This window comes from Natronococcus roseus (assembly GCF_043677095.1).
GTDB lineage: Archaea > Halobacteriota > Halobacteria > Halobacteriales > Natrialbaceae > Natronococcus > Natronococcus roseus.
Genome location: NZ_JBHLJR010000006.1, coordinates 211,300 through 233,034, shown reverse-complemented (window position 1 = coordinate 233,034; position 21,735 = coordinate 211,300). Strand labels below are relative to the sequence as shown.

General features: G+C 64.2%; 21 protein-coding genes. 11 read left to right on the top strand and 10 right to left on the bottom strand.

The window, feature by feature from the left end:
• Positions 1 to 7: 7 nt before the first annotated feature.
• The 5 genes from ACFEMD_RS17410 to ACFEMD_RS17390 form a co-directional block, all read right to left on the bottom strand.
• A complete protein-coding gene (locus ACFEMD_RS17410; RefSeq protein WP_394742521.1) occupies positions 8 to 253 on the bottom strand; it encodes a hypothetical protein in 246 nt (81 codons plus the stop codon).
• Between the two features lie 60 nt (positions 254 to 313).
• On the bottom strand, positions 314 to 1,648 hold the full coding sequence (locus ACFEMD_RS17405) for an aminotransferase class III-fold pyridoxal phosphate-dependent enzyme (RefSeq protein ID WP_394742519.1): 1,335 nt from the start codon (positions 1,646 to 1,648) through the stop codon (positions 314 to 316).
• 373 nt (positions 1,649 to 2,021) lie between these two features.
• Positions 2,022 to 2,297, bottom strand: coding sequence for a PadR family transcriptional regulator (locus tag ACFEMD_RS17400; RefSeq protein ID WP_278291670.1), 276 nt, complete (start codon positions 2,295 to 2,297; stop codon positions 2,022 to 2,024).
• Positions 2,298 to 2,721: 424 nt separating this feature from the next.
• Positions 2,722 to 2,868, bottom strand: coding sequence for a hypothetical protein (locus tag ACFEMD_RS17395; RefSeq protein ID WP_005555567.1), 147 nt, complete (start codon positions 2,866 to 2,868; stop codon positions 2,722 to 2,724).
• A 217-nt stretch (positions 2,869 to 3,085) separates the two neighbouring features.
• A complete protein-coding gene (locus tag ACFEMD_RS17390; protein WP_394742516.1) occupies positions 3,086 to 3,835 on the bottom strand; it encodes a hypothetical protein in 750 nt (249 codons plus the stop codon).
• A gap of 249 nt (positions 3,836 to 4,084) precedes the next feature.
• Between ACFEMD_RS17390 and ACFEMD_RS17385 the strand changes: the two genes are divergently transcribed.
• Positions 4,085 to 5,095, top strand: coding sequence for a lysylphosphatidylglycerol synthase transmembrane domain-containing protein (locus tag ACFEMD_RS17385; protein ID WP_394742514.1), 1,011 nt, complete (start codon positions 4,085 to 4,087; stop codon positions 5,093 to 5,095).
• 45 nt (positions 5,096 to 5,140) lie between these two features.
• Complete coding sequence (locus ACFEMD_RS17380; RefSeq protein WP_394742513.1) at positions 5,141 to 5,863, top strand: DUF7117 family protein; 723 nt, start codon at positions 5,141 to 5,143, stop codon at positions 5,861 to 5,863.
• 9 nt (positions 5,864 to 5,872) lie between these two features.
• Here ACFEMD_RS17380 and ACFEMD_RS17375 read toward each other — a convergent pair whose 3' ends face one another.
• Both ACFEMD_RS17375 and ACFEMD_RS17370 read right to left on the bottom strand, forming a co-directional pair.
• Positions 5,873 to 6,766: a bifunctional methylenetetrahydrofolate dehydrogenase/methenyltetrahydrofolate cyclohydrolase gene (locus tag ACFEMD_RS17375; RefSeq protein ID WP_394742512.1), complete on the bottom strand. Its 894-nt coding sequence runs from the start codon at positions 6,764 to 6,766 to the stop codon at positions 5,873 to 5,875.
• 98 nt (positions 6,767 to 6,864) lie between these two features.
• Positions 6,865 to 8,133 (bottom strand): serine hydrolase domain-containing protein, encoded by a 1,269-nt coding sequence (locus ACFEMD_RS17370; RefSeq protein WP_394742510.1) that lies wholly within the window; start codon positions 8,131 to 8,133, stop codon positions 6,865 to 6,867.
• A gap of 411 nt (positions 8,134 to 8,544) precedes the next feature.
• Between ACFEMD_RS17370 and ACFEMD_RS17365 the strand changes: the two genes are divergently transcribed.
• Entirely contained in the window at positions 8,545 to 9,996 is a 1,452-nt protein-coding gene (locus ACFEMD_RS17365; protein WP_394742508.1) for an APC family permease, read from the top strand.
• A gap of 106 nt (positions 9,997 to 10,102) precedes the next feature.
• Here ACFEMD_RS17365 and glyA read toward each other — a convergent pair whose 3' ends face one another.
• Complete coding sequence (gene glyA, locus ACFEMD_RS17360; protein ID WP_394742506.1) at positions 10,103 to 11,350, bottom strand: serine hydroxymethyltransferase; 1,248 nt, start codon at positions 11,348 to 11,350, stop codon at positions 10,103 to 10,105.
• Between the two features lie 140 nt (positions 11,351 to 11,490).
• Here glyA and ACFEMD_RS17355 point away from each other — a divergent pair, with 140 nt between their 5' ends.
• The 3 genes from ACFEMD_RS17355 to ACFEMD_RS17345 all read left to right on the top strand — a co-directional run bounded on the left by ACFEMD_RS17355 (position 11,491) and on the right by ACFEMD_RS17345 (position 15,872).
• A complete protein-coding gene (locus ACFEMD_RS17355) occupies positions 11,491 to 13,578 on the top strand; it encodes a hypothetical protein (RefSeq protein WP_394742504.1) in 2,088 nt (695 codons plus the stop codon).
• Between the two features lie 381 nt (positions 13,579 to 13,959).
• Positions 13,960 to 14,778, top strand: coding sequence for a transcriptional regulator TbsP (tbsP, locus tag ACFEMD_RS17350; RefSeq protein WP_005555580.1), 819 nt, complete (start codon positions 13,960 to 13,962; stop codon positions 14,776 to 14,778).
• Positions 14,779 to 15,164: 386 nt separating this feature from the next.
• Positions 15,165 to 15,872, top strand: a complete 708-nt coding sequence (locus ACFEMD_RS17345) for an RNase P subunit p30 family protein (RefSeq protein WP_394742502.1) — start codon at positions 15,165 to 15,167, stop codon at positions 15,870 to 15,872.
• Between the two features lie 11 nt (positions 15,873 to 15,883).
• On the opposite strand, the gene ACFEMD_RS17340 is transcribed toward ACFEMD_RS17345, so the two are convergent.
• Together ACFEMD_RS17340 and ACFEMD_RS17335 are read right to left on the bottom strand one after the other, a co-directional pair.
• Complete coding sequence (locus tag ACFEMD_RS17340) at positions 15,884 to 16,366, bottom strand: hypothetical protein (RefSeq protein WP_394742500.1); 483 nt, start codon at positions 16,364 to 16,366, stop codon at positions 15,884 to 15,886.
• Positions 16,367 to 16,462: 96 nt separating this feature from the next.
• Positions 16,463 to 17,305: a halocin C8-like domain-containing protein gene (locus ACFEMD_RS17335; protein WP_394742498.1), complete on the bottom strand. Its 843-nt coding sequence runs from the start codon at positions 17,303 to 17,305 to the stop codon at positions 16,463 to 16,465.
• 166 nt (positions 17,306 to 17,471) lie between these two features.
• On the opposite strand from ACFEMD_RS17335, the gene ACFEMD_RS17330 reads away from it, so the two are divergent.
• The 5 genes from ACFEMD_RS17330 to hflX all read left to right on the top strand — a co-directional run bounded on the left by ACFEMD_RS17330 (position 17,472) and on the right by hflX (position 21,701).
• Positions 17,472 to 18,116 carry a class I SAM-dependent methyltransferase gene (locus tag ACFEMD_RS17330; RefSeq protein ID WP_394742497.1) on the top strand — a complete coding sequence of 215 codons (645 nt, stop codon included), beginning with the start codon at positions 17,472 to 17,474 and terminating at the stop codon, positions 18,114 to 18,116.
• A complete protein-coding gene (locus tag ACFEMD_RS17325; protein WP_394742496.1) occupies positions 18,113 to 18,598 on the top strand; it encodes an Rpp14/Pop5 family protein in 486 nt (161 codons plus the stop codon). The genes ACFEMD_RS17330 and ACFEMD_RS17325 overlap by 4 nt, the downstream gene beginning before the upstream one ends.
• 4 nt (positions 18,599 to 18,602) lie before the next feature.
• Positions 18,603 to 19,361 carry an archaeal proteasome endopeptidase complex subunit alpha gene (gene psmA / locus ACFEMD_RS17320; protein ID WP_394742494.1) on the top strand — a complete coding sequence of 253 codons (759 nt, stop codon included), beginning with the start codon at positions 18,603 to 18,605 and terminating at the stop codon, positions 19,359 to 19,361.
• Positions 19,362 to 19,416: 55 nt separating this feature from the next.
• On the top strand, positions 19,417 to 20,142 hold the full coding sequence (locus tag ACFEMD_RS17315) for a ribosome assembly factor SBDS (protein WP_394742493.1): 726 nt from the start codon (positions 19,417 to 19,419) through the stop codon (positions 20,140 to 20,142).
• Positions 20,143 to 20,399: 257 nt separating this feature from the next.
• Positions 20,400 to 21,701, top strand: coding sequence for a GTPase HflX (gene hflX, locus ACFEMD_RS17310; protein WP_005555593.1), 1,302 nt, complete (start codon positions 20,400 to 20,402; stop codon positions 21,699 to 21,701).
• The last annotated feature ends 34 nt before the right edge of the window (positions 21,702 to 21,735 follow it).

The following is a 21,735-nucleotide window of genomic DNA, read 5'->3' as shown; positions in this document are numbered from 1 at the left end:
GCGGTCGTTAGTTCGACGCGCTCGAGTCGTCCGGCGAGTCGTCGAGGTCTGAGCCGTCGCTCTCGTCGGTCGGACCCAGTTCGGCCTCGAGGGCCTCGTCGAGGGATTCGGCGTCGGCACCGCCGCTTAGCGCCCGGCGAACGGCGACGTAGCCGGCCACGAAGATGGCGCCGGAGACGATCGCCCCCGGAACCCCGTAGCGTTTGTAGCCGAACAGTAGCATCTTCTTGCCGACGGTGAAAGCACCGATCATCGTACGCGTAGTAGGCGAAGTAGCGGTATGAACGTGGGGCTTTCGTCTGAGTCGCGACCGCTACGTCGAGGCGGCTTCGCTCGCCTCGAGCAGCAGTTCGACGCCGAGGTCGATCTCGCGTTCGGTGACGTCCAGCGGCGGCAGCAGTCGCAGCGACTTGTAGCCACAGCCGAGGGTGAGCAGGCCGCGCTCGAAGGCGGCCTCGACGACGGCCTCCCGTCGCGCTTTGGTGTCGAACTCGACGGCGAGCATCAGGCCGCGTCCGCGGAGGTCGATCGCTCCCGGCAGCTCGGCTCGCTCGAGTCGACTTCGGAGCTGTTCGCCGCGTTCGCGGACGTTCTCGAGCAGGTTTTGTTCGTGGATCGCGTCGATCGTCAGGACGCCCTGCATCGCGGCGATCACGTCGCCCGCACCCCACGTCGAGGAGATCCGGCCCGTCTCCGCGGGAAAGACGCCCGATCGCGAGATCGTCGCGCCGACGCGCAGCCCCTTCGCGCTGGTGATGACGTCCGGCGTCAGCTCGAGGTGGTCGACGCCCCACAGCTCGCCCGTGCGCCCGAGTCCGGTCTGGATCTCGTCGGCGACGATGTTCAGGTCGTAGCGCTCGCGCAACTCCTCGAGGTCCCGGGCGAACGCCGGATGGGCGACGCGGTAGCCGCCCTCGCCCTGGATCGGCTCGAGGATGAGGAAGGCGACCTCGTCGGGATCGATCACGCCCCTGTCGGGGTGGAGCTTGTCGGCGACGACGTTCCCGCCGGGACCGTCGGTCAGCCAGTCGGTCTCGTACGCTTCCTGACTCGAGGGGTAGGGGACGCTGACCACGCCGGGAATCTCGGGATACCCCGTCCGGTGGACGGCCTTCGAGCGGTTGAGCGAGAGCGCCCCCAGGGTGCGGCCGTGGAACGCGCCGTCGAAGGTGAACGCGCGGTGGCCGCCCGAGGCGTAACAGATCTTGATGGCGTTCTCGATAGCTTCAGCGCCGGAGTTCGAGAGGAACACCCGGTCCATATCGTAGTGGTCGGTCATCGCGATCAGTCTGTCCTGAAGCTGAGTCGGGCTGGGGAACTCAGGGTCCTCCGGCGGCCAGCCGCCGCTCGCGTAGAAGTCCTGGCCGGCGATCTTCAGCGGGTCGACGATATCGAACGCCTCGATCTTCTCGCGGACGATGGGGTTGTTGTATCCAAGCGGGGCGGCGGCGACGTGGCTCGTGAAATCGAGCAGGACGTTGCCGTCGACGTCGGTACAGAACGGCCCGACGGCGTCGCCCTGCGTGTCCCAGACGAACTCGTAGACGTACGTACTCGGCGCGGCGTAGCGGTGGTGGTACTCAGCCCAGCGTTTCGCCCGCTCGCCGGGAATCGTCCCTCCCTTCGGTTCGACCGTATCGCGGTCCATGCGGGCGATTGGGATGCCGACGAGTTAAAGAGATACTCCTCGTCTCGCGGGAGACGGAACGATTGACGTCTCGAAGCCACCGGCGAACAGGAGGGCCACGCCGTAGAGCGCGACCCAGTAGTGAAACGGGCGTTCGGGAACGACTCCGCGAGCACGATTTGAGCGACGGCGGCGTCGCGTCGGCTCCATCAGAGCCGCTCGACGCCGTTCACGTGACGCCGCTGCGACGGGTGAACGCAAACGATCTGTCGACGGCGACCCACCTCCGAAGCGCGTCGTCTCGGCGCGAACGCCCGCTCGAGAGTGGCAGTGCTCGGGCGACCGACAGGAGCGAACCGCGATGGGAACTGGCGGAGTAATCGAGATGAAACCGCTAGAGATCGACGTACTGCGCTTCCCACTCCCGGCGGGCCTCGAGTTCCCGGCGGCCCCGGCGAGTGACCGTATAGAAGTTGGTCCGCCGGTCGCGGCTCCCCTTCTCGACGAGCCCCTTGTCGACGAGGGTATCGAGGTTCGGATACAGCCGGCCGTGGTGGATCTCCTTCTCGTAGTACTCCTCGAGTTCCTCCTTGATCGCCAGTCCGTGTGGCTCCTCCTCGCCAGCGATGACGTAGAGTAGATCCCGCTGGAATCCTGTCAGGTCGTACATTGGGAAAGTACCACCGGTACTTACTGTCGAATTTTAATAAGGCTATCGGGTTGTTTCGAGTGAAACAGCCATATTACCATCGAAGATAGCTGTTTCGCCGAGTTTCAAATGATAACGGGAGCGAGGGGATGCCCGGTCGCCGACCGTAACTCCGCTTTCATGTCTCCGATCGTCCAGTTCGAACTGTCGGTTACGTCGGTGTTCGGCTCACCGACCGCTCACGTGGCGGTCGCTCGACGGTAGTAGTAAACAGGAAAGCAAGCCGCGCGACGGAAAACTGTCGCGCGGCCGCTTGCCGCCCTGAATTGGTCCCCGCTGACGCTTCGGCCCTCCAAGCGAAGCGTCACTCGAAAGATTCCGTTCTCCGTACTTAACTCTGTCGCAAGCGGGACGGATAGTGATAGGTTCCGATCCGTGAGACTCCTCAGATGTGTTCTTCCTCGAGGACCCACCCGAGCGCGCGTTTGTAGTAGGTAAACATCTCCCTGACGCCGTCGTGGCGCATCTCCTCGCTCTCGAGGTGCTCTTCGAGGAACTCGTACTGCTCTCGGATTTCTTCCTCGTCTCGCATACCCACAGTTAGCGGAGCGGGCGCAAAAAAGGTCGCGTGGAAACGCTAATTCGCTATTGGAACTCTCCGCGACCGGCGACGCGTCCCGGCGACGGTCCGTTTCACGAATAAGCGGCGGTTTTCCAGCCACTAATCTTCCCCCGTGACTGAAGTCGTGGGCCTTCGCGCTGTAGTCGTCTACCGATGAGCACCCACCGTCGCGGGCGGTGATCCGTGTTTACTCCTCTTCGTCGTCCTCGTCGTCCTCCACCGCGTCTTCGTCGTCCTGCAGCTCGTTGTCGTCTTCGTCCATCCGCGCGTCGCCCTCGTCGGATATCTCGCCGTCCTCGGCGAAGTCCAGCGTGATCTCTTCGTCGTCGCCGTCGATCTCGACCTCGTCTTCGGCTTCCTGGTCCTCGTACTCGGCGGCAACCGTGTACTCCCCGTCGTGGAGGTCCTCGAACTCGACTTCGCCGTCCTCGTCGGTCTCGTCCTCCCAGTCGTCCTCGTCGGCCGTGTCATCCTCCTCGTCGTCCACGACGTCGTCGTCTTCGTCATCCATGGCCTCGTCGTCGTCCTCGAGGTCATCATCTTCGTCGTCCATGATGTCCTCGTCGTCCTCGGCCTCGTCATCGTCCTCGAGGTCGTCGTCTTCCTCGTCCTCGTCATCCATGACGTCCTCGTCGTCCAGACCCTCACCCTCCTCGATGCCCTCGTCCTCGAGGAAAACGGTCGCACCCTCGACCGGTTCGCCGTCGTCCTCGAGGGTTACCGTCAGCGTATACGTCTCATCATCCTCTTCGTCGTCTTCCGGTTCTTCGTCCGCTACGTCGTCCTCGCCGTCCATCGGATCCTCGTCGTCTTCGAGACCGTCGTCCTCGTCGTCTTCGTCTCCGGGACCTTCATCGGCACAGCCGGCCAGGACGAGTGCGCTCGTGGCACCCGCTGCGGCGACGAACTTCCGTCGGTTGAGTCGTTCTTGGGACATACACACCGATAATAGCTTCGCGCTAGTGGTGATGTGGCCTGCAGCTGCCGTACGTTAATGACCTATTAGCAATCGGACACGTTCCAATGACGGTCATCGGTTCCGGAGTATTTTCGGGTTAAAACTACAGCGACGAGAATTAGTTCGGCGGGAGCCAATCGTCTCGGGTCGGCGGTCGACCGGTCGCGCCCCGGATCCGGCACGCGCCGATCCACAACGTAATTGAACACCTGCTGTGATGGTATATTTATGAAACGGCGGATCGTCGTCGGGTTCGTATTCGCCGTCTTCCTTCTGGCAATTCTGGTCTACACTGTCGGTAGCGACGACCTCATCGCGGAGCTGTTCTCGGCTAATCCCGCGATGCTCACGCTCGGAGTCCTTTCGGGAGTTCTCGCGCTGACCTTCCGCGGAGTGGTGTGGGAGCAGTTTCTCTCGCTGGTCGACGAGGGGCTCTCCCGGACCCAGATCGGCGGGCTGTTCCTGACAGCGATGTTTCTCAAGTACATCACTCCGTACGGGCAGATCGCGACGGAACCCCTCGTCGCCTACCTCGTCTCGAAGGACGAGTCGATGGCCTACGAGGACGGCCTCGCGAGCGTCCTCTCGGCCGATCTGTTGAACTACGTCCCGTACTACACGTTCGGGTTCGTCGCGCTCGGGCTGTTGACCGTCGGCGACGCGCTCGGAGACGGGCTGATCGACCAGTTCGTCGCCTTCGGCGCCCTCTTTTTCACCCTCGTCGGAATCGTTTCCCTAGTCGTCTATCGGCCCTCGATCGTCTATGCGGTCGTCGTCAGTCTGACGGGCCTCGTTCGACGACTCGTCGGTCGGTTCAGTAGCCGACTCGACGACCCCCTCGCTCCGGAGTCGGTTCGGGATCGCCTCGACGGCTTCTACCGGACCCTCGAGACGATCTCCGCCGACAGGCAAACGCTGCTGATCGCCGTCGCCGCCGCCCACGTCGGGATGGTGTTTCTCATGCTCCCGGTCTACATCGGGGCGATCGCGCTCGGTTATCAGCTCTCGTTCGCAGTCGTCGCGGTGGCCGTCGCGTTCGGGAAGCTCGGATCCGTCGTCCCCGCTCCCGGGGGCACCGGCGGCGTCGAGGCGATGGTCACCGCGACGCTAACGACCCTGGGCGGGCTCGATCCGGCGGCCGCGTTGACGATCGCACTGATCTACCGGCTCTGTACGTACTGGCTCACGGTGACGATCGGCGGGGCTGCCGCGGGAGTTCTCCTGATGGGGGAGTCGTAGTCGGTCCGGTGGATCTTTTTGCCGCTCCGATCGTAGTCGCCGCGTATGAAGATCAGGGGCGAGCGCGAGTGCACGGAGTGTGGAACTCGGTGGTCGTACTACGAGACGGGAAGCGTCGGCTGTCCGGGCTGCGGAAGCCTGCGCAGCGTCGGTCTCGACGACCGAACCGAGCACACGGATCTCTCCGTCGAGTTCGATCTCACCTCGGTCAGAAACGACATCGACGAGGCCTCGGTCGACGACCTCGCGAAACGCGCGCGCGACCGCGCGAGGGAACACACGAAGCGACGAGGATTTATCAACGCCGGCAACCTCCGCGACCTCGACGATCGCTACCTCGCGGCGGCCGAACTGCGCCACGTCGCCGACGTCGTCGGCCGCAGACGCGATCTCGAGGACCGCGAGGAGCTGTACTTCCTCTCGTTGCTCCGGGGAGCCGACGCGGGGGAACGACCCGCAACCGACGAGGTGCCTCCCACGCTGCGAGGGGCTCGCGGGCTCGCGTACGCGAACGCGGTTCGAGAGTACCGGCGGGACGTTCGAAACTGGACCCAGGACCGGGAGCTGACCGGTGCCGAACGGGGCGCCCTCGAGACGCTGGGCGATCACGTCAAGCGGATCCGGATGCTCGACGGCGACGTCGACCCGGAGACGGCCGAGCGTCTGCTCGAGGCGACTCGCGACCTCGCGAACGGACTCCGGGGGGACGAACTGGCGTTTACGCAGGCCCAAGACCGGCTCGAGGAGCTCGAGCCGGGTGCGTACTGATCGCTCTCGTCAGGGCAGATCGACGTCCACGTCCGCCTGCAGACTCGCGGCCCTGACAGTGTTGTACAGCAACATCGCGCGGGTCATCGGGCCGACACCTCCGGGAACGGGTGTTATCGCGCTCGCGTGCTCCCTCGCGCTCTCGAACTCGACGTCGCCGACGAGCTCGTACCCCTTCTCGGTGTCCGCATCTACTCGGTTGACGCCGACGTCGATTACGACTGTACCCTCGCCGATCATCGAGCCGTCGATCAGTTCGGGAGCACCCGCGGCCGCGACGACGATATCGGCTCGACGGGTTTTCTCCGGGAGGTTCTCGGTTCGCGAGTGACAGACCGTCACCGTGGCGTTGCCGTCGTCGGCCTTCTGGATCAGCAGGTTCGCCAGCGGTTTGCCGACGATATCCGATCGACCGACGATGGTCACGTCGGCGCCCTCGAGATCGACCCCCGCGTGGGCGAGCAGCTTCTGGACGCCGTGGGGGGTACAGGGTCGAAAGCGGGCGTCGCCCGCGACGAGCCGACCGACGTTCTCCGGGTGGAAACCGTCGACGTCCTTCGCGGGGTCGACCCGGCGGATCACCTCGCGGTAGTCGACGTGGTCGGGGACCGGCGCCTGAACGATGTAGCCGTGGATCTCGGGGTCGTCGTTGAGATCGGCGATCGCGTCGTACAGCTCCTCGGCTGGAGCGTCGCCGTCGACGTCGACGTGCGTACTCTCGATGCCGACCTCCTCGCAGTCGCGCTGTTTCATGTTCACGTAGGTCTGGCTCGCGGGATCGTCGCCCATCAACACCGTCGCCAGTCCCGGCCGCGCGTCCGCGTCGGCCAGTCGTTCGATCGCGTCCGTCAGGTCGTCGCGGATCTCGCTCGCGACGGCCTTCCCGTCGATGATCTCGGTCATACTCGAGAGGGCGGCCGCGAGGCTAATCAACGCTCGGATCCATGTCACCGTTCCGTCGCGGGGAAGCTCGATACCTACGACCGTGGACAGCTCGAGGATCAGCGACTCTCGGCTCGAGCCGTCTCGCCCATCGTCGCCATCCGAACGTCGTGCTCGTAGGCGTCCCGGATCCCGTTGGTGACGTACGCGAACGCGAGTCCGTCCTCGGGATCCGCCCAGGAGATGCTGCTGCCGAGCCCGGCATGGCCGTAGGTGGCTGCGGGATCGGGGACGCCGTGGCGGTCCGGGACGGTGCCGCCGAGCTGGAACCCCAGCCCGTACCGCTGTGCGGTGCCGACGCCGCCCTCGGGTCCGACCTCGGCCTGGGGCGCGGCCGCCTCGTCGACCGTTTCCGTCTCGAGCAGCCGGGTTCCCTCGAGCTCGCCGCCGTTGACGTAGCAGGCGTAGAAGCGGGCCAGATCGCTCGCAGTGCCGACCCCGGTCGCACCCGGCACGACGCTTCGCCGGACGTCCTCGCGGTTGAACTCCGCAGCGGCTTCCTCGGTGGTGTAGCCGACGATCGGCTCCGGTTCGCCGACGCGGTCGAACGGCTCGAATCCGACGAGCGTCGCGACGTCGTCGGGCTCGTCCTCGGGGAGTCCGATGTGGGTTCGGTCCATCCCCAGCGGCTCGAACACCTCCTCGCGCGCGAACCGGTCGATCCGTCGACCGTCGATTCGCCGGACGAGCCCGGCGATGATCCACCCGAAGCTGAAGACGTGGTACTGAGCTGTCTCGCCGGGCTCGAAGGCGAGGTCGGCCTCTTCGACCGCGCAGTCGATCTCATGCGGATCATCCCACAGCTCTGGCGTTTCGTCGACGTCGACCGCCGGGATTCCGGCCTGGTGGCTCAGGACGTGTCGGATCGTCGTCTCGGCTTTCGGCGACCCCGACTCGGCGTACTCGGGCCAGTAATCGACCACGCGATCGTCGAAACCGATCTCCCCGCGGTCGGCAAGGATGTGGAGACACGCCGCGGCGTACGGTTTCGTACACGAGAACAGCAGAAACCGGGAGTCGTCGGTTACCTCGTCGCCATCAGGACCGTCGACGCCCCCTGCGAGATCGGCGACGAGTTCGCCGTCCTCCCACACCGAGAGCTGCGCACCGTGGTGCAGCCCTAGCTCGAGGTGGTACTCGAAGGTCCGATCGATCCGTTCGACACCGTCGGGAACGATCGCCGGTTCGTCGCTTCCCGCTCCGGACTCGTCACCGCGAGCCAGCGATCCTCGCGTCGCTCCGCCCCTTCCGGTGAGGCCGGCGATTCCTGCGGTCCCCACGGCCGAGAGCACTGTTCGACGACCGACAGCCGTTCGATCGAATGGCATATGTTCCCGACCATCACGCTCTTCTATAAGTCATCTGCATGCAACGACTCGCCGAATCGCTCGAGGCCCACTCGAGCGGGCGGCTACGAGACTAATCGGTACCGTATTCGTTCCATGATCACCACCAGCCTCGAATATAATGAGACACTTGTGGGAAGATCTCCCGTGAAATCGACTATTCCGAGACCGGTAACCGGATAGTCGAAGTAGTCGCCGATCCGTCACCGACCAATACCTCCCATCGAAGTTGACGGGGGACTCTCATAGCAGAGCCAACCAGTATTCGTTACCAGCACGTACTCTGAACAGTATCAGGCTAACTCGCTTCCACCCTTCCGATCTCCACTAGTAGTTGGCGTATAAACAACAATGTTAATATCTGACTGCTTGGTATTGACTTGCATACTATCGATGTCTGAGGACGAGTTCAAGCTGATCAACGAGCGGGTCGGCCCGATCGCCGCAGTAGCGTTGCTCATCGGGACGGCGGTGGGAATGAGCATCTTCATCGTACCGACACAGATGGCGGTCGTCGCGGGGCCGAGCATCGTCGTCGCGATCCTGCTATCGGTGATCCCGATGATCCTGGGAATCCTCCTGCTGTTGCAACTCGGCGGGGCGATCCCGGTCGCCGGGGGTACGTACGTCTACGCCTCGCGGCTGGTCGGTCCGTACTGGGGGTTCCTGGGAGTCGCGGTTCCGGTGATGGCGGTCTGGGCGTATCTGCTGTTCGCCGCGCTCGGATTCGCCGAGTACGTCCCCGTGTTCGTCGAACTCCCGACGCTGGTCTCGGTCTACTTGCTGTTGGGTGTCTTCCTGACGTTCAACTACGTCGGCGTGCGACTGGCCGCTGGCGTCCAGATCCTGCTGGTCTGTCTTCTGATGGCAGCGATGGTAACGTTCATCGCCGGCGGACTCACCTCCTTCGAGGCGTCGAACGTCACGCCGCTGTTTCCGGCGGGCGAGGGCGAACCGTTCGCCGACGGCTACGCACCCTTCTTCCTGGCTGCCGTGACGCTGTATATCCCCTTTCAGGGCTTCGCCATGATCATCGAGATCGGCGAGGAACTCGAGAACCCGGCGAAGAACATCCCGCGCGTGCTGGCCGTCGGGATGGCGCTCGTCGCCGTCCTGACGATCGGAACCGTCGTGGCGCTCGTCGGTGCGGTTCCGTGGGAGTCGATCGTCGGTGAGGACGGACAGGCCGTCGAGGGCGGTCTCGCGGCCGTTGCAGACGGCATCATGCCCGGGTGGGCGATCGCGTTCGTCGCGCTCGGCGCACTCGTCGCCGCGGCGACGACGACCAATACGCTGTACACCTCCTACTCGCGAACGATCATGCGTGCGGCCCGCGACGACGTCGTCCCCGGCTTCTTCGCGGGGATCCACGATCGGTACAATACGCCCCATCGCGCGCTCCTGTTGCTCAGCCTCCCGCCGCTGCTCGCCGCGCCGCTGATGGGACCCCTAGACGGAATCCTCGCGGTCGACGTCCTCGACTGGCTCGTCACCGTGACGGTCACCGGCATCTTTATCAGCTTCATGATCAGCGCCGTCGCGCTGTGGAACCTGCCGAAGACGTTCCCCCAGCGCTACCAGTACTCGTTCTACAAGCTCCCGCCGTGGCTGCTGAAGGTCGTCGCCGTCGGCAACGTCGTCGTCTCGGGCGCGTTCATGATCTTCGTCGCCCTCGGTGCTCCGTCGGCGCTCGTACTACAGGCCGTCTGGATCGGATTGGTGTCGCTGTTGTACGTCTATCGTGTGCGAACCTACGGCGAGGAAGGCGAAGACCTCCGCGAGAGGATGACCTTGCTCCACAAACACGAGGCCATCGACGAAAACAGCGGTGGCAACGACGACTAGGACGCCACGCGTGCCACATGTGACCGTGCCAGGTGCACATTCGGACACGAGTCACCGGTGGAAACGAACGCGACAAGCCGAACGCAATCGGTCCGAATCGGGCCGACTACTCGTACAGCGGGTTCTCCGTACACAGCGCCTCGACGTCCTCACGGACCTCGGCGATGACGTCCTCGTCGTCGGGGGCATCGACGACGCGAGCGATCAGGTCCGCGACCTCGCGGCAGTCGTCCTCGTCGAACCCTCGGGTCGTCAGTCCGGCCGTGCCGGCGCGGATCCCCGAGGGGTCGAACGGCGAGCGGGTCTCGCCGGGAACCGTATTCCCGTTGAGGACGATGCCGGCGTCCTCGAGGGCCTCCTCTGCGTCGCCGCCGGAGGTGTCGGGATGGCTCTCACGGAGGTCGACCAGCACGAGGTGGTTGTCGGTTCCGCCCGAGACCAGCGAGAAGCCGTGCTCCGAGAGTCCCTCGCCGAGCGCCTTCGCGTTGGCGACGGTCTGAGAGGCGTACTCCTCGAACTCGGGCTCGAGGGCCTCCTTGAAGCCGACGGCCTTGCCGGCGATATTGTGCATCAGCGGGCCACCCTGTCCGCCGGGGAAGACGGCGGCGTCGATGTCGTCGGCGTACTCCTCGTCGCACATGACGATGCCGCCCCGTCCCGAGCGGATCGTCTTGTGGGTGCTGCCGGTGACGAAGTCGGCGACGCCGACGGGCGAGGCGTGAACGTCGGCGGCGACCAGTCCCGTAATATGGGCGATGTCCGCAAGGTGGTAGGCGCCGACCTCGTCGGCGGCCTCCTGAATGCGCTCCCACTCGACCTCCCGGGGGTACGCCGAGTACCCCGAGACGATGACGTCGGGTTCGAACTCGGCGGCGTGGTCGGCCAGCCCCTCGTAGTCGAGGTAGCCGGTTTCGGGGTCGACCTCGTACTGCTCGACGTCGTAGAGCTGACCGACGAAGTTCGCGGGGTGGCCGTGGCTCAGGTGGCCGCCGTGGTTCAGATCGAGCGAGAGGATCTTATCGCCGGGCTCGAGCATCGCGAAGTAGACGGCCTGGTTGGCCTGGGTGCCCGAGTGGGGCTGGACGTTGACGTGCTCGGCGCCGAACAGCTCCGTGGCGCGGTCGATCGCCAGCTCCTCGACGTCGTCGGCGTACTCGCAGCCGCCGTAGTAGCGCTCGCCGGGGTAGCCCTCGGCGTACTTGTTCGTCAGGGCGCTCCCCTGGGCGTCGATGACGGCGCGACTGACGTGGTTTTCGCTGGCGATCATCTGGAGCGACTCCCGCTGTCGATCGACCTCTCCCTCGAGTGCGTCGGCGACGGCGGGGTCGACGTCCCGGACGTGCTCGTGATCCATATCTGGTGTGCGGTCCGGTGGGCGCATAAGTGTACCCGTCTACGGCAAGTCGAGCCAGTAGCTCTCGTCCGGCGAAACGTTCCGGATCGGAGGACACGTCCGATACACCTAACTAATCGGGCGGGTATTGAGCATACCGAATGATCGAGTGGGCGACGGCCGGGGAAACGCTCCACGTGATGGACACGGATAACGCCGAACTCACCGTCGTCGGGAGCGACCTCTCCGTCGTTGGCTCCGGTCGGGAGATACCGCGCCCGGTCGACGAGACGATCACCGTCACGACCGAGGAGCTTCGGTTCCCGAACGCCGTCGTCTACGCGTTCGCGCTCGGCTCGAGCGCGCGGTACGAGCTCGATCCGGGCGGCGAACCCCTCTCCCTGCCGCCCGACGAGTACGTGATCGACGTGGACACGGAGATCAAGAGCTACCTCCGCTTTTCCGGACGCGCGACGATCCGGAAGACCGACGACTTCGAGTCGATCGTGGTCTCCTTTCCGGAGCCGATCCGTGTCATCGTCGGCCTTCGAAGTCGTCACGAGCGCCCCGCCGGAACGATCACCGTCCCCGACTCCCCGTCCGAAATCGCGACGGCTATCTCCCATCTCGCATCGTCGTACAAGACCACCAGCCCCGACCGCACGTATCCGACGCTGCGCGGTCATCCGCCGCTGATCGAGTTCGGCGACGAACTGGAGATCCCCGATGGGATCCGATCCGAGCACCGAGAGAGCGGCATCGAGTTCGTCGTCCCGCCCAACTACGAGTCGCTGTACGCTACCGCGTCGCTCGCGTACTACCTCCAGGCGACGGTGCGAACGACGACCAGCGACGACATCGTCGGAACGCGTCCGCGGCTTCGCGTTCCCGACCGGGGCGTCGAACGGGAGCTGTCGCCCATGCCCGGCCTCGAGCGAGACGTCGAACGGCTCCTCCGGAAGACGTTCTTTCTGGACTGTCTGGCCCGCAACGTCGGCCCGTACGGGACTCAACTCGCCGAGTCCAGCCTGCTCGACGTCCTCGAACTCGACGCCGAACGGCTCTACGATGCGACGCCCGCGACGCGGCTCGCGACCTACCTCGACGTTCCCTACGAGGCGGTCGAGCACCGTCTTCCGGAGTGGCACCTCGCGACGTACGTCGCTCCCGAGTACGAAACCGTCGAGACGCTGCCGTTCCTGCTCGACCGAATGAGCCTGCTGTACACGCCCCGCACCTCCGAGCTCGAGGGCCAGGAGCTGATCGAACGCTCGCTGACCGACTTCTATCGCGGCGGAAACGGCTCACCGGGGGGAGCTCACTCCGGACAGGTCGCGTCGGTCGACATCGTCAAACCCGATCTCCGGGACGCACGGGTTCACGGCTGGCTCGCCGACGGCGTCCCGATCGACGTTTTCAAATCGACGGCGGCCGCCTACCACAACCGACTGGAGTACCTCGAGCGCTCGAGCGAGTCGACCTCGATCTGCGTCGTCCTGAACGATCCCGAGATGGCCGGGGAACACGACGACGTCGCCGAGATATACCGGCGACGATCGAACGAGGTTCGCATGGACATCACCGTCGAGGAGGGACTGACGAGGGCCGAACTCGCGACGGTGTTCGAGAGCGAGTACGACTTCGTCCACTACATCGGCCACTGCGAGACCGACGGCCTCCGCTGTACCGACGGGACGCTCTCGGCATCGAGCCTCGAGCAGTGTTCCGCACAGACGTTCTTCCTCAACGCCTGTGGCTCCTACTACGAGGGCATGGAGCTGATCGAGAAGGGAAGCGTCGCGGGCGCGGTCACGTTCCGGAAGGTGTTGAACGATCACGCCATCAAGGTCGGATCGACGTTCGCCAAACTCCTCGTCCGGGGGTTCAGTATCGAGCGCGCGCTTCGACTCGCCCGCCGCCGGATCATGATGGGCAAGGACTACGCCGTCGTCGGCGACGGAACCCACTCGCTCACCCAGAGCGACAGCCGGCTCCCGACGACGATTACCCTCGAGGAACTCGAGAGCGACCGGTATCTGGTGACGTTCGACTGCTACTCAACGCGTGCGACGGGATCGTACTACGTGCCACACACGACCGGCAGCGAGTACGCCTACCTCTGTGGCAACGAATCCAGTTTCACGTTGGATCGATCGGAACTTTTGTCACTGCTCAAGGATACGGAGTCGTCGGTCATCTACGACGGCGATATCTACTGGTCCGGAGAACTGTGGTCGCGGTTAGTCTGAACCGCTACGGGCCGCTGTACGTGCTGACGCCGCTCGCTCGGAGGAGCGAGCGGTCGTCGCCGCTAGTTCGTACTCGTCGTTCGACACCCATCTGCACCGCCTCGATTAGGTTACCAAATGCACCCATGCAACCCTACAATAACAGAAGGTGAACATAAGTTTTGTCGTAATTTCAAATATAAATATAGATGTAGGGAGATATAATACTAATTTACTGTCACTAAATATAGACATAAATAAGCGGTCGGACGAGCCTCGGACGGCCTGATTCGACGGTGGTCTCGCGATCCCCCTGTCTCGCCACAGCGGAAACCGTCGGTTCTGCCGGGAAAAACGGCCACCAAAATTAAGTAACTGTACCTCGTTTACTTCTGTATTGGCATGACCTCGAATTTACTCAATCACCAGATTGACGATATCCTCGAATCGGTACTCGAAGACGCGAGCGGCGACGTGTACATGGTAAACCCCTCCCGGGATGCCATCGAACAGTTCGTCTCCGTGGCGACCGCCTTCGAGGGCGACCTCCCGTCGGTACACATGCTCGCCGACGAGCGGACACTCAAAGACGTCATGGACGACTTCATCGTCGCCTCGAACGCAGCCGACCTCGTCAGCCAGGGCGCGCTCTCGCTGCGCTCGCTCGAGGAGGCCCCCGAGAACTCCCTGCTGGTCACCGAGGACAGCGTCGTCGCCATCGTCCACGCTAACGACCGCGTCGGCGGACTCGTCACCGACGACGAGAGCTTCGTCGAGGACACCCACGACGCCTACGCGACCCGCTGGGAGGACGCCTCGCAGTTCAACCTCCGGACGCCGCCGATCTCGGACGTCCAGAACACGCTCTCCGAGGAGATCAGCCCCGACGCACAGGAGGACTTCAGCGCGATCCTCGACTCGCTCGAGACCGCCCGCGGCGACGGCGACGGACTCGACGAGGTCACGATCTCGCTACTCGTCGCCGCGAAAAACGAGGCGCTGCTGTACGACATCAGCAAGTGGGGCGAGGACGTCGGCATCGCCAGCAAGGCGACGTTCAGCCGAACGAAGACCAAGCTCGAGGACATGGGCCTGATCGACACCGAGAAGGTTCCCATCGACGTCGGTCGTCCGCGCCTGCGCCTGAAGATCGGCGACGAGCGACTCACCGAGGCCGACAACGGCCAGCTCGCAACTGTGGCGCAGTCGATTCTCAACTAACAACCTTTTACTCTGCGGTCTTGCACGCTGACGGCAGCAGAGCTGCCGCCAGCGCGCTGTCCCTCGGTAAAAGGTTGATCAAAAGCACTCCTCCCTCCGTTCTCTCACTCCTTCCAGTCGTTCGTTCACATCGGTCGTCGGCCCGCTCGCTCACCCACCGGGTTCGCTCGCGGTCGGTTGCGGTGTGATCGCCTGCCCTTCCCCGTTGAGCGAACGCTGCGCGTTCGCGATGCTCGGAAGAACTTGCTCTTCCGTTGAGTCGCGCGCTCGCCGAATTCGGCGAGCGCGCTCCCGGCCGTAATCCGTTGCTCGATGATCTGTTGCTCGAGGGAGTCGGGTGAGCGCGTGACGCAAACCCCAAGTCGCGGCCCCGAGAGCATTCGAGTATGTACGAGGCCGTCCGCGCCCACCCCGAGGGACAGAGCACGGTCGCCAGGCTCGCGAAGCGGGCGGCCGACTACGGCTACGAGGGCGTGGTCGTGCGCAACCACTCCGGCGCTCGAGCCGACTACGACGCCGACGCGATCGCCGACGAGTACGGGATCGACGTCGTCGACGGCGTCGAGATCCGGGCCGACGACCCGGAGCAGGCGAGCGGCTCCGTCGGCAACTTCCGTCCCTCGCATACGATCCTCGCGCTCGAGGGCGGGACCGACGCCCTGAACCGGTTCGCCGTCGAGCAGGCGAAGGTCGACGTGCTGGCGGGCCCGATGGCCGGCGACGGCGACGTCAACCACGTGCTGGCGAAGGCGGCCGTCGAGAACGGCGTCCGCATCGAGTTCGATCTCTCGGGGGTCCTTCGAGCAAGCGGCGGCCGGAGAGTGCGGTCGATCCAGTCGCTGCGGAAACTCGAGGAGATCGTCGACTACTACGACGCGCCCTACGTCGTCAGCGCCGACCCGGCGTCGCACCTCGAGCTGCGCGCACCCCGCGAACTGCGGGCGCTGGGCGAGGAGGTCGGCCTCTCGAGCGACTTTATCGAAGACGGGCTCGCCGAGTGGGGACGACTCGCCGAGCGCAATCGCCGGATCGACTCCGAGTCGTTCATTGAGCCGGGGGTTGAATGGGGACAGTACGAGGCCGACGATAGCTGACAGTTCTGAGATTACTCGAATAGCGGCACGCGATCCATCGGGAGCCACGGCGGACGGCCCGCTCGCAAATCGAGTGCGAGTCTGGCGACTACGTAGGTGGCTCCGAGGAAAACGAAACTCGCGGCAATCCCCTCTAATCCTGCCTGATAGACCGTATAGGTCACGAATGCCCAGAGTCCGATGACCGTCAGTTTCGCGGCAACCACACCGATGATACTACCACGCCGAATCGATGGTGATTTGTCAAATTCCGTTGCGATGACTCGCCGAGTCGGCATCCATGGCCGTCGTCCCTTCCGCCAGTCGGCTACCGCCTCGACGAGGAGATAGAGCCCGCCACCGATGCCGAAACTGAGGGCCAACCATTCGAGTCCAGCCTGGTAAACCGCAAGCGTCACCCAAACGCCGTACACAACGAGTCCAATTTTGAGGGCGGCTGTTCCGGCGATAATCCACTGTCGGTACCGCTCGAGTGAGTTATTGTCCGTGCTCATATACGTTCTCCAACCCGTTCTTTCCGATAGCACTATTCGACTGTAGAAGTTTCACATAAATCCTTATCGTAGATGGCATTTTGTTATATCAAATCGTTAATCACAAATACCTGCTCCGACGCAGATCGTCCCGGGAGCGGCAGTGCAGGTGAGCGTCGTAGCGTTTTGAACGACGTAGAGGCAAAACGCCGCCGCAGCACCGCCCGCCCACGGATTGAATGCGCCAGCCGATACTGCGGCCTTCGCACAGGATGTTTGGGTGATACGAGAAGAGCCTACACAGGCGGTCGCAATGATCGTAGTACACATCTCACAACCGACGGAACCGTGAATCGATTGTGTCGAAACGGAATCCTCACGCGCTGGTGTGTCTGCCGTGGTTTCAAGGAGCCCTAATCCAGACGTTTCGTTTTCGCCGAATACCTTCATTTCGACCGACACTTCTGTCCCGTCGGATGATTGAGTGCTAATTTTGTCTTCGGTTTCTTCTCTCGTGATCCCCATCGCCTGAATCGGGACACGATCGTCTCCGTGGTCAACGACCAAGGCCATGAGGACGCCACCATTATCAACAGTGTATTCTTCATCGTCCGAAGCAAGCGGCAAGTGAAGGATAGCGGGATTACGATTATTCACCGACGGATCGGACGTTACCAACTCAATAGCGATGAACGCGTCGTCGCTGAGGCCAAAGTTCGTACTACTGTTGATTTCATCACTCAATTCAGTTACCGTCTCATCATCTAACACAGCGTGTGCATCCTTATGTGCCTCCGAGTGGGATTTGGCTGCTGAGTCTAGTATCTCCAAATCCGTCTTCGGGCCGTTTCCATTGTTCTTCGCGCCAGGATTGCCTGAGGCGGACCCCATCGCAATTGGAACGCTGCCTGCTGTGACACCTTTCAGGATTGTTCGCCGTGATGGTGTTTGGTCTACCACAACCTGTACCTATTATGCCTTTGCTTATATCTAATGGTTATCGCCCATACACTCGCACTTAAATTCGATAGAAGTGTATAAGATACGTAATTGATGGGAACAAGGGGAACCCCATACGGCACCTCATTCGCATCGTTCATTGAGCCGGGGATCGAACGGAGCAAGTATGAAGAAGAGTCCTGAGGAACACGCCGCTCGCTTCGACGAGAAAGCGGGCGAGTACGACGAGTCGAAATCCGACGAGTACCGCGCCTGCGCGAACCTGGTGATCGAACACGCCGCGCCCGACGCCGAGGACGTCGTCCTCGATCTGGGAACCGGAACCGGCGCCATCGCGCTCGCGCTCGCGCCCGACGCCGAGCGGGTCGTCGGCCGGGACATCAGCGAGGGGATGATGGACGAGGCGAGAACGAAGGCCCGGGATGAGCGTCTCGAGAACGTGGAACTCGACCGCGGCACTTTCCGCGAACCCGAGTACGACGGCCCCGTCGACATCGTCACGTCGAACTTCGCCATGCACCACCTCTCGGACGAGGAGAAACGGGAGGCGATCGAGGTGATCGCCGGCCTCGAGCCCCGAACGTTCGTCCTCGGCGACGTGATGTTCTTCGGCGAGCCCGACCCCGAGGCGCCGTTTTACTCGCCCGACGTCGACGACCCGGCGACCGTCGGCACCCTCGCGGACGCGTTCACGAGCGCGGGCTTCTCGCTGACGGCCGTCGAGCGGGTCCACGACCAGGTCGGCGTACTGGTCGCCGAGCGGAGTCCGGTCGCCGAGGCCGAGACTCCCGACGCGGACTCGGGCGAATGAAACACCTCCCGAAACACCTCCAGCCCCGGTGGCGCTACCTCGCCCTCGAGCTCGAGGGCTGGCCCGACGCCGAGATCGGCCGGCGAGCCTTCCAGCGGGAGTGTTGGTACGCGGGACAGAACCTGCTCGGCGATCCGGGCAGCGCCGCGGCCGATCTGACCGTCGTTCGCTTCGAGTTCGAGGACGGAACCGGTTCCGCGATCGTCCGGGTCCGTCGGGGCGAGACCGAACCCGCCAGAGCGGCAATCGCCTGTATCGACGAGATCGACGGCGCTGCGGTCGGGATTCGGGTCCGCGGTATCAGTGGCACGATCCGTGCCGGTGAAGAAAACTATTTAGGACGCCGCCGGCAAGAATCGAAGGAGAGAAACGTCGTGTTCCGGAACGAGGAGCGAGTCGCCGTCGTGCGCGACGGGTCTGCAGACGTGCGACTCGATGACGCGTTCGTGGGCGCGACAGACCTCGATTGCAGTTTCGCGTGATACTATGCAGGGACAACAACAACAGCAGGCGTACGACCGCGGCATCACGATCTTCTCGCCCGACGGCCGACTGTACCAGGTCGAGTACGCTCGCGAGGCGGTCAAGCGAGGCACAGCAAGCATCGGCGTGCGAACCAGCGACGGCGTCGTGCTCGCCGTCGACAAGCGAGTTCCCTCCCCGCTGCTGGAGGACTCGAGCGTCGAGAAGATTCACAAGGCCGACGACCACGTCGGCATCGCGAGCGCCGGCCACGTGGCCGACGCCCGCCAGCTGATCGACTTCGCCCGTCGGCAGGCGCAGGTCAACCATCTCCGCTACGGCGAGCCGATCGGCGTCGAGACGCTAACGAAGGAGGTCACCGACCACATCCAGCAGTACACCCAGGTCGGCGGGGCGCGGCCGTTCGGCGTCGCCCTGATCGTCGGCGGTATCGACAACGGCGAGCCGAGACTGTTCGAGACCGATCCCTCGGGGACGCCCTACGAGTGGAAGGCCCTGGCGGTCGGCTCGGACCGCGGCGAACTCCAGGAGTATCTCGAGGAGAACTACGACGACGAGGCCGACCTCGACGGCGGCATCGCCCTCGCGCTCGACGCGCTCGCGTCGGTCAACGACGGCTCCTTGCTGCCCAACGAGGTCGGACTCGCCACGATCGACGTCGAGAGCGAGTCCTTCGAGCAGTTCGACCACGACAAGATCGAGACCCACCTCGAGGAGAACGAGCTGCTCGACGACGGCGAGGACGAGGAAACCGACGAGTAGTCGCCGAAACGCCGGCAGGAAAAGCTCTTTTACCCGGCCGGAGGTATGCTCCGGTATGATATCGCTCGACGAGGCGGTGACGGCGCGACTCGAGTCACACGGGGCGCGTTTCGAAGTGCTTGTCGATCCGGACGCAGCGCTGGCGATCAAACGCGGCGACTTCGAGGGCGACCTCGAGGACGTCATCGCCGCCGAGGACGTCTTCGAGAACGCCTCCCGCGGGGACCGCCCCGCCGAGGACGACCTCGAGAAGGTGTTCGACACGACCGATCCGATGGAGATCATCCCCGAGGTCATCAGGGAGGGAGAGATCCAGATCACGGCCGACCAGCGCCGCGAGATGCAGGAGCGAAAGCGCAAGCAGCTGATCGACACGATCACGCGAAACGCGGTCAACCCGCAGATGGACAACGCCCCCCATCCGCCCGAGCGGATCGACAACGCCCTCGAGGAGGCCGGCTTCACCGTCGACCCGATGGAACCCGCCCAGCAGCAGGTCGACGACGCGCTCGACGACCTGCGGCCCGTAATCCCGATCCGGTTCGAGGAGGTGACGATGGCAGTCCAGATCCCCGCCGAGCACGCCGGCAGCGCGCAGTCGAAGATCCGCGAGTTCGGCGACCTCGAGCGCGAGGAGTGGCAGGCCGACGGCTCCTGGATCGGCGTGCTCACCTTCCCCGCGGGACTGCAGAACGAGTTCTACGACACCGTCAACGAACACTCGAGCGGCGAGGCCGAGACGGAACTCATCAAGGACAAGGACGACCTCAACACGCGGTAGGCCGCGTCGTCGGTTCTTCCGCGGAGGCCGGCTCCGTCGACGGTTCTCCGTCGTGCACTGGATTCAAGACGATCCACCGCGTACGCAGGGGTATGCTCCGCGACCGTTCAACGGAGGTGTTCGACCGCCATCAGTAGCGTCTCCGGACGCGCGCGTCGTCGCTCGAGCGACGGCCCCGGGACGACTGCGGCCGACCGCACCGACGACGAGCGCCCCGCCTCGAGCGACCACCGCCCGACCTACACACGAGTATCCGCATGAACGCGATTATCGCCAAACGAGTCGACTCCGGCACGCCAGACACGACCGAGATCCGTGAGCTCGCGGCGGCGGCCGGCTACACCGTCGTCGGCGAAGTGACCCAGTCTCGAACCGCCGACGCGGCGCTTCAGCTCGGCGAGGGGAAAGCCGAGGAGCTCGCCGACGTCGCCGACCGATCCGAGGCGACGACGGTGATCTTCGACAACCGGCTCGGTCCCTACCAGACGTACAACCTGGGCCAGCTGCTGCCCGAGGGCGTCGAGGTCATCGACCGCTTCACCCTGATCCTCGAGATCTTCGGCCAGCGCGCCCAGACCCGGAAGGCCCAGCTCCAGGTCGAACTCGCCGAACTCCGCTACGAGCTCCCGCGAGCCGAGGCCAAGACGAGCCTCGCCAAGCGCGAGGAACACCCCGGGTTCATGGGGCTCGGCGAGTACGACGAGAGCCGCGAGCGGGACATCAAGGCCCAGATCAGCCGCATCAAGGACGAGCTCGAGCAGATCGAGCAGACAGAGGAACACCGCCGCGAGCGCCGACGCGACTCCGGGTTCGATCTGGTTGCGCTCGCCGGTTACACCAACGCCGGAAAGTCGACACTGCTGCGCCGGCTCGCGACCGACCTCGAGGTCGAGGAGAACGAGGATCTCCACCCGGATCTGGACGCGACCGCCGAGTCCCAGGACCGGCTGTTCACGACGCTGGGAACGACGACCCGAAAGGCCGACATCGAACCGCGGGACGTGCTGGTCACCGACACCGTCGGCTTCATCAGCGACCTCCCTCACTGGCTGGTCGAGTCGTTCAAGTCGACGCTTGACTCGGTCTACCGGGCGGACCTGGTCTTGCTCGTCGTCGACGTCAGCGAGGACGTCGACGAGATCCACGAGAAGCTCGTGACCAGCCACGACACCCTCTACGAGCGCAACGAGGCGCCGATCGTCACGGTGTTGAACAAGATCGATCAGGTGAGCGAGGAGGAACTCGCCGAGAAACGCGAGGCGCTGGCCGCGCTCGCGCCGAACCCGGTCACCGTCAGCGCGAAGGAGGGAGTGAACGTCGACGGCCTGCTCGAGCGCATCGACCGGGAGCTTCCCGACTGGGAGGAAGAACGGCTCGTCCTGCCGATGACCGACGACACGATGAGCGTAGTCTCCTGGCTCCACGACAACGCCCACGTCGAGGACGTCACCTACGGCGACGAGGACGTCCTGGTCGCCTTCGAGGCCCGGCCCGCGGTCATCTCGCAGGCCCGTTCTCGAGCGAGCGACTTGCAGACGGCCGCGGCGGAGTCGGCGTAACTCGCTTTCCGAGCCCGTTACGCCGAGAAAACAC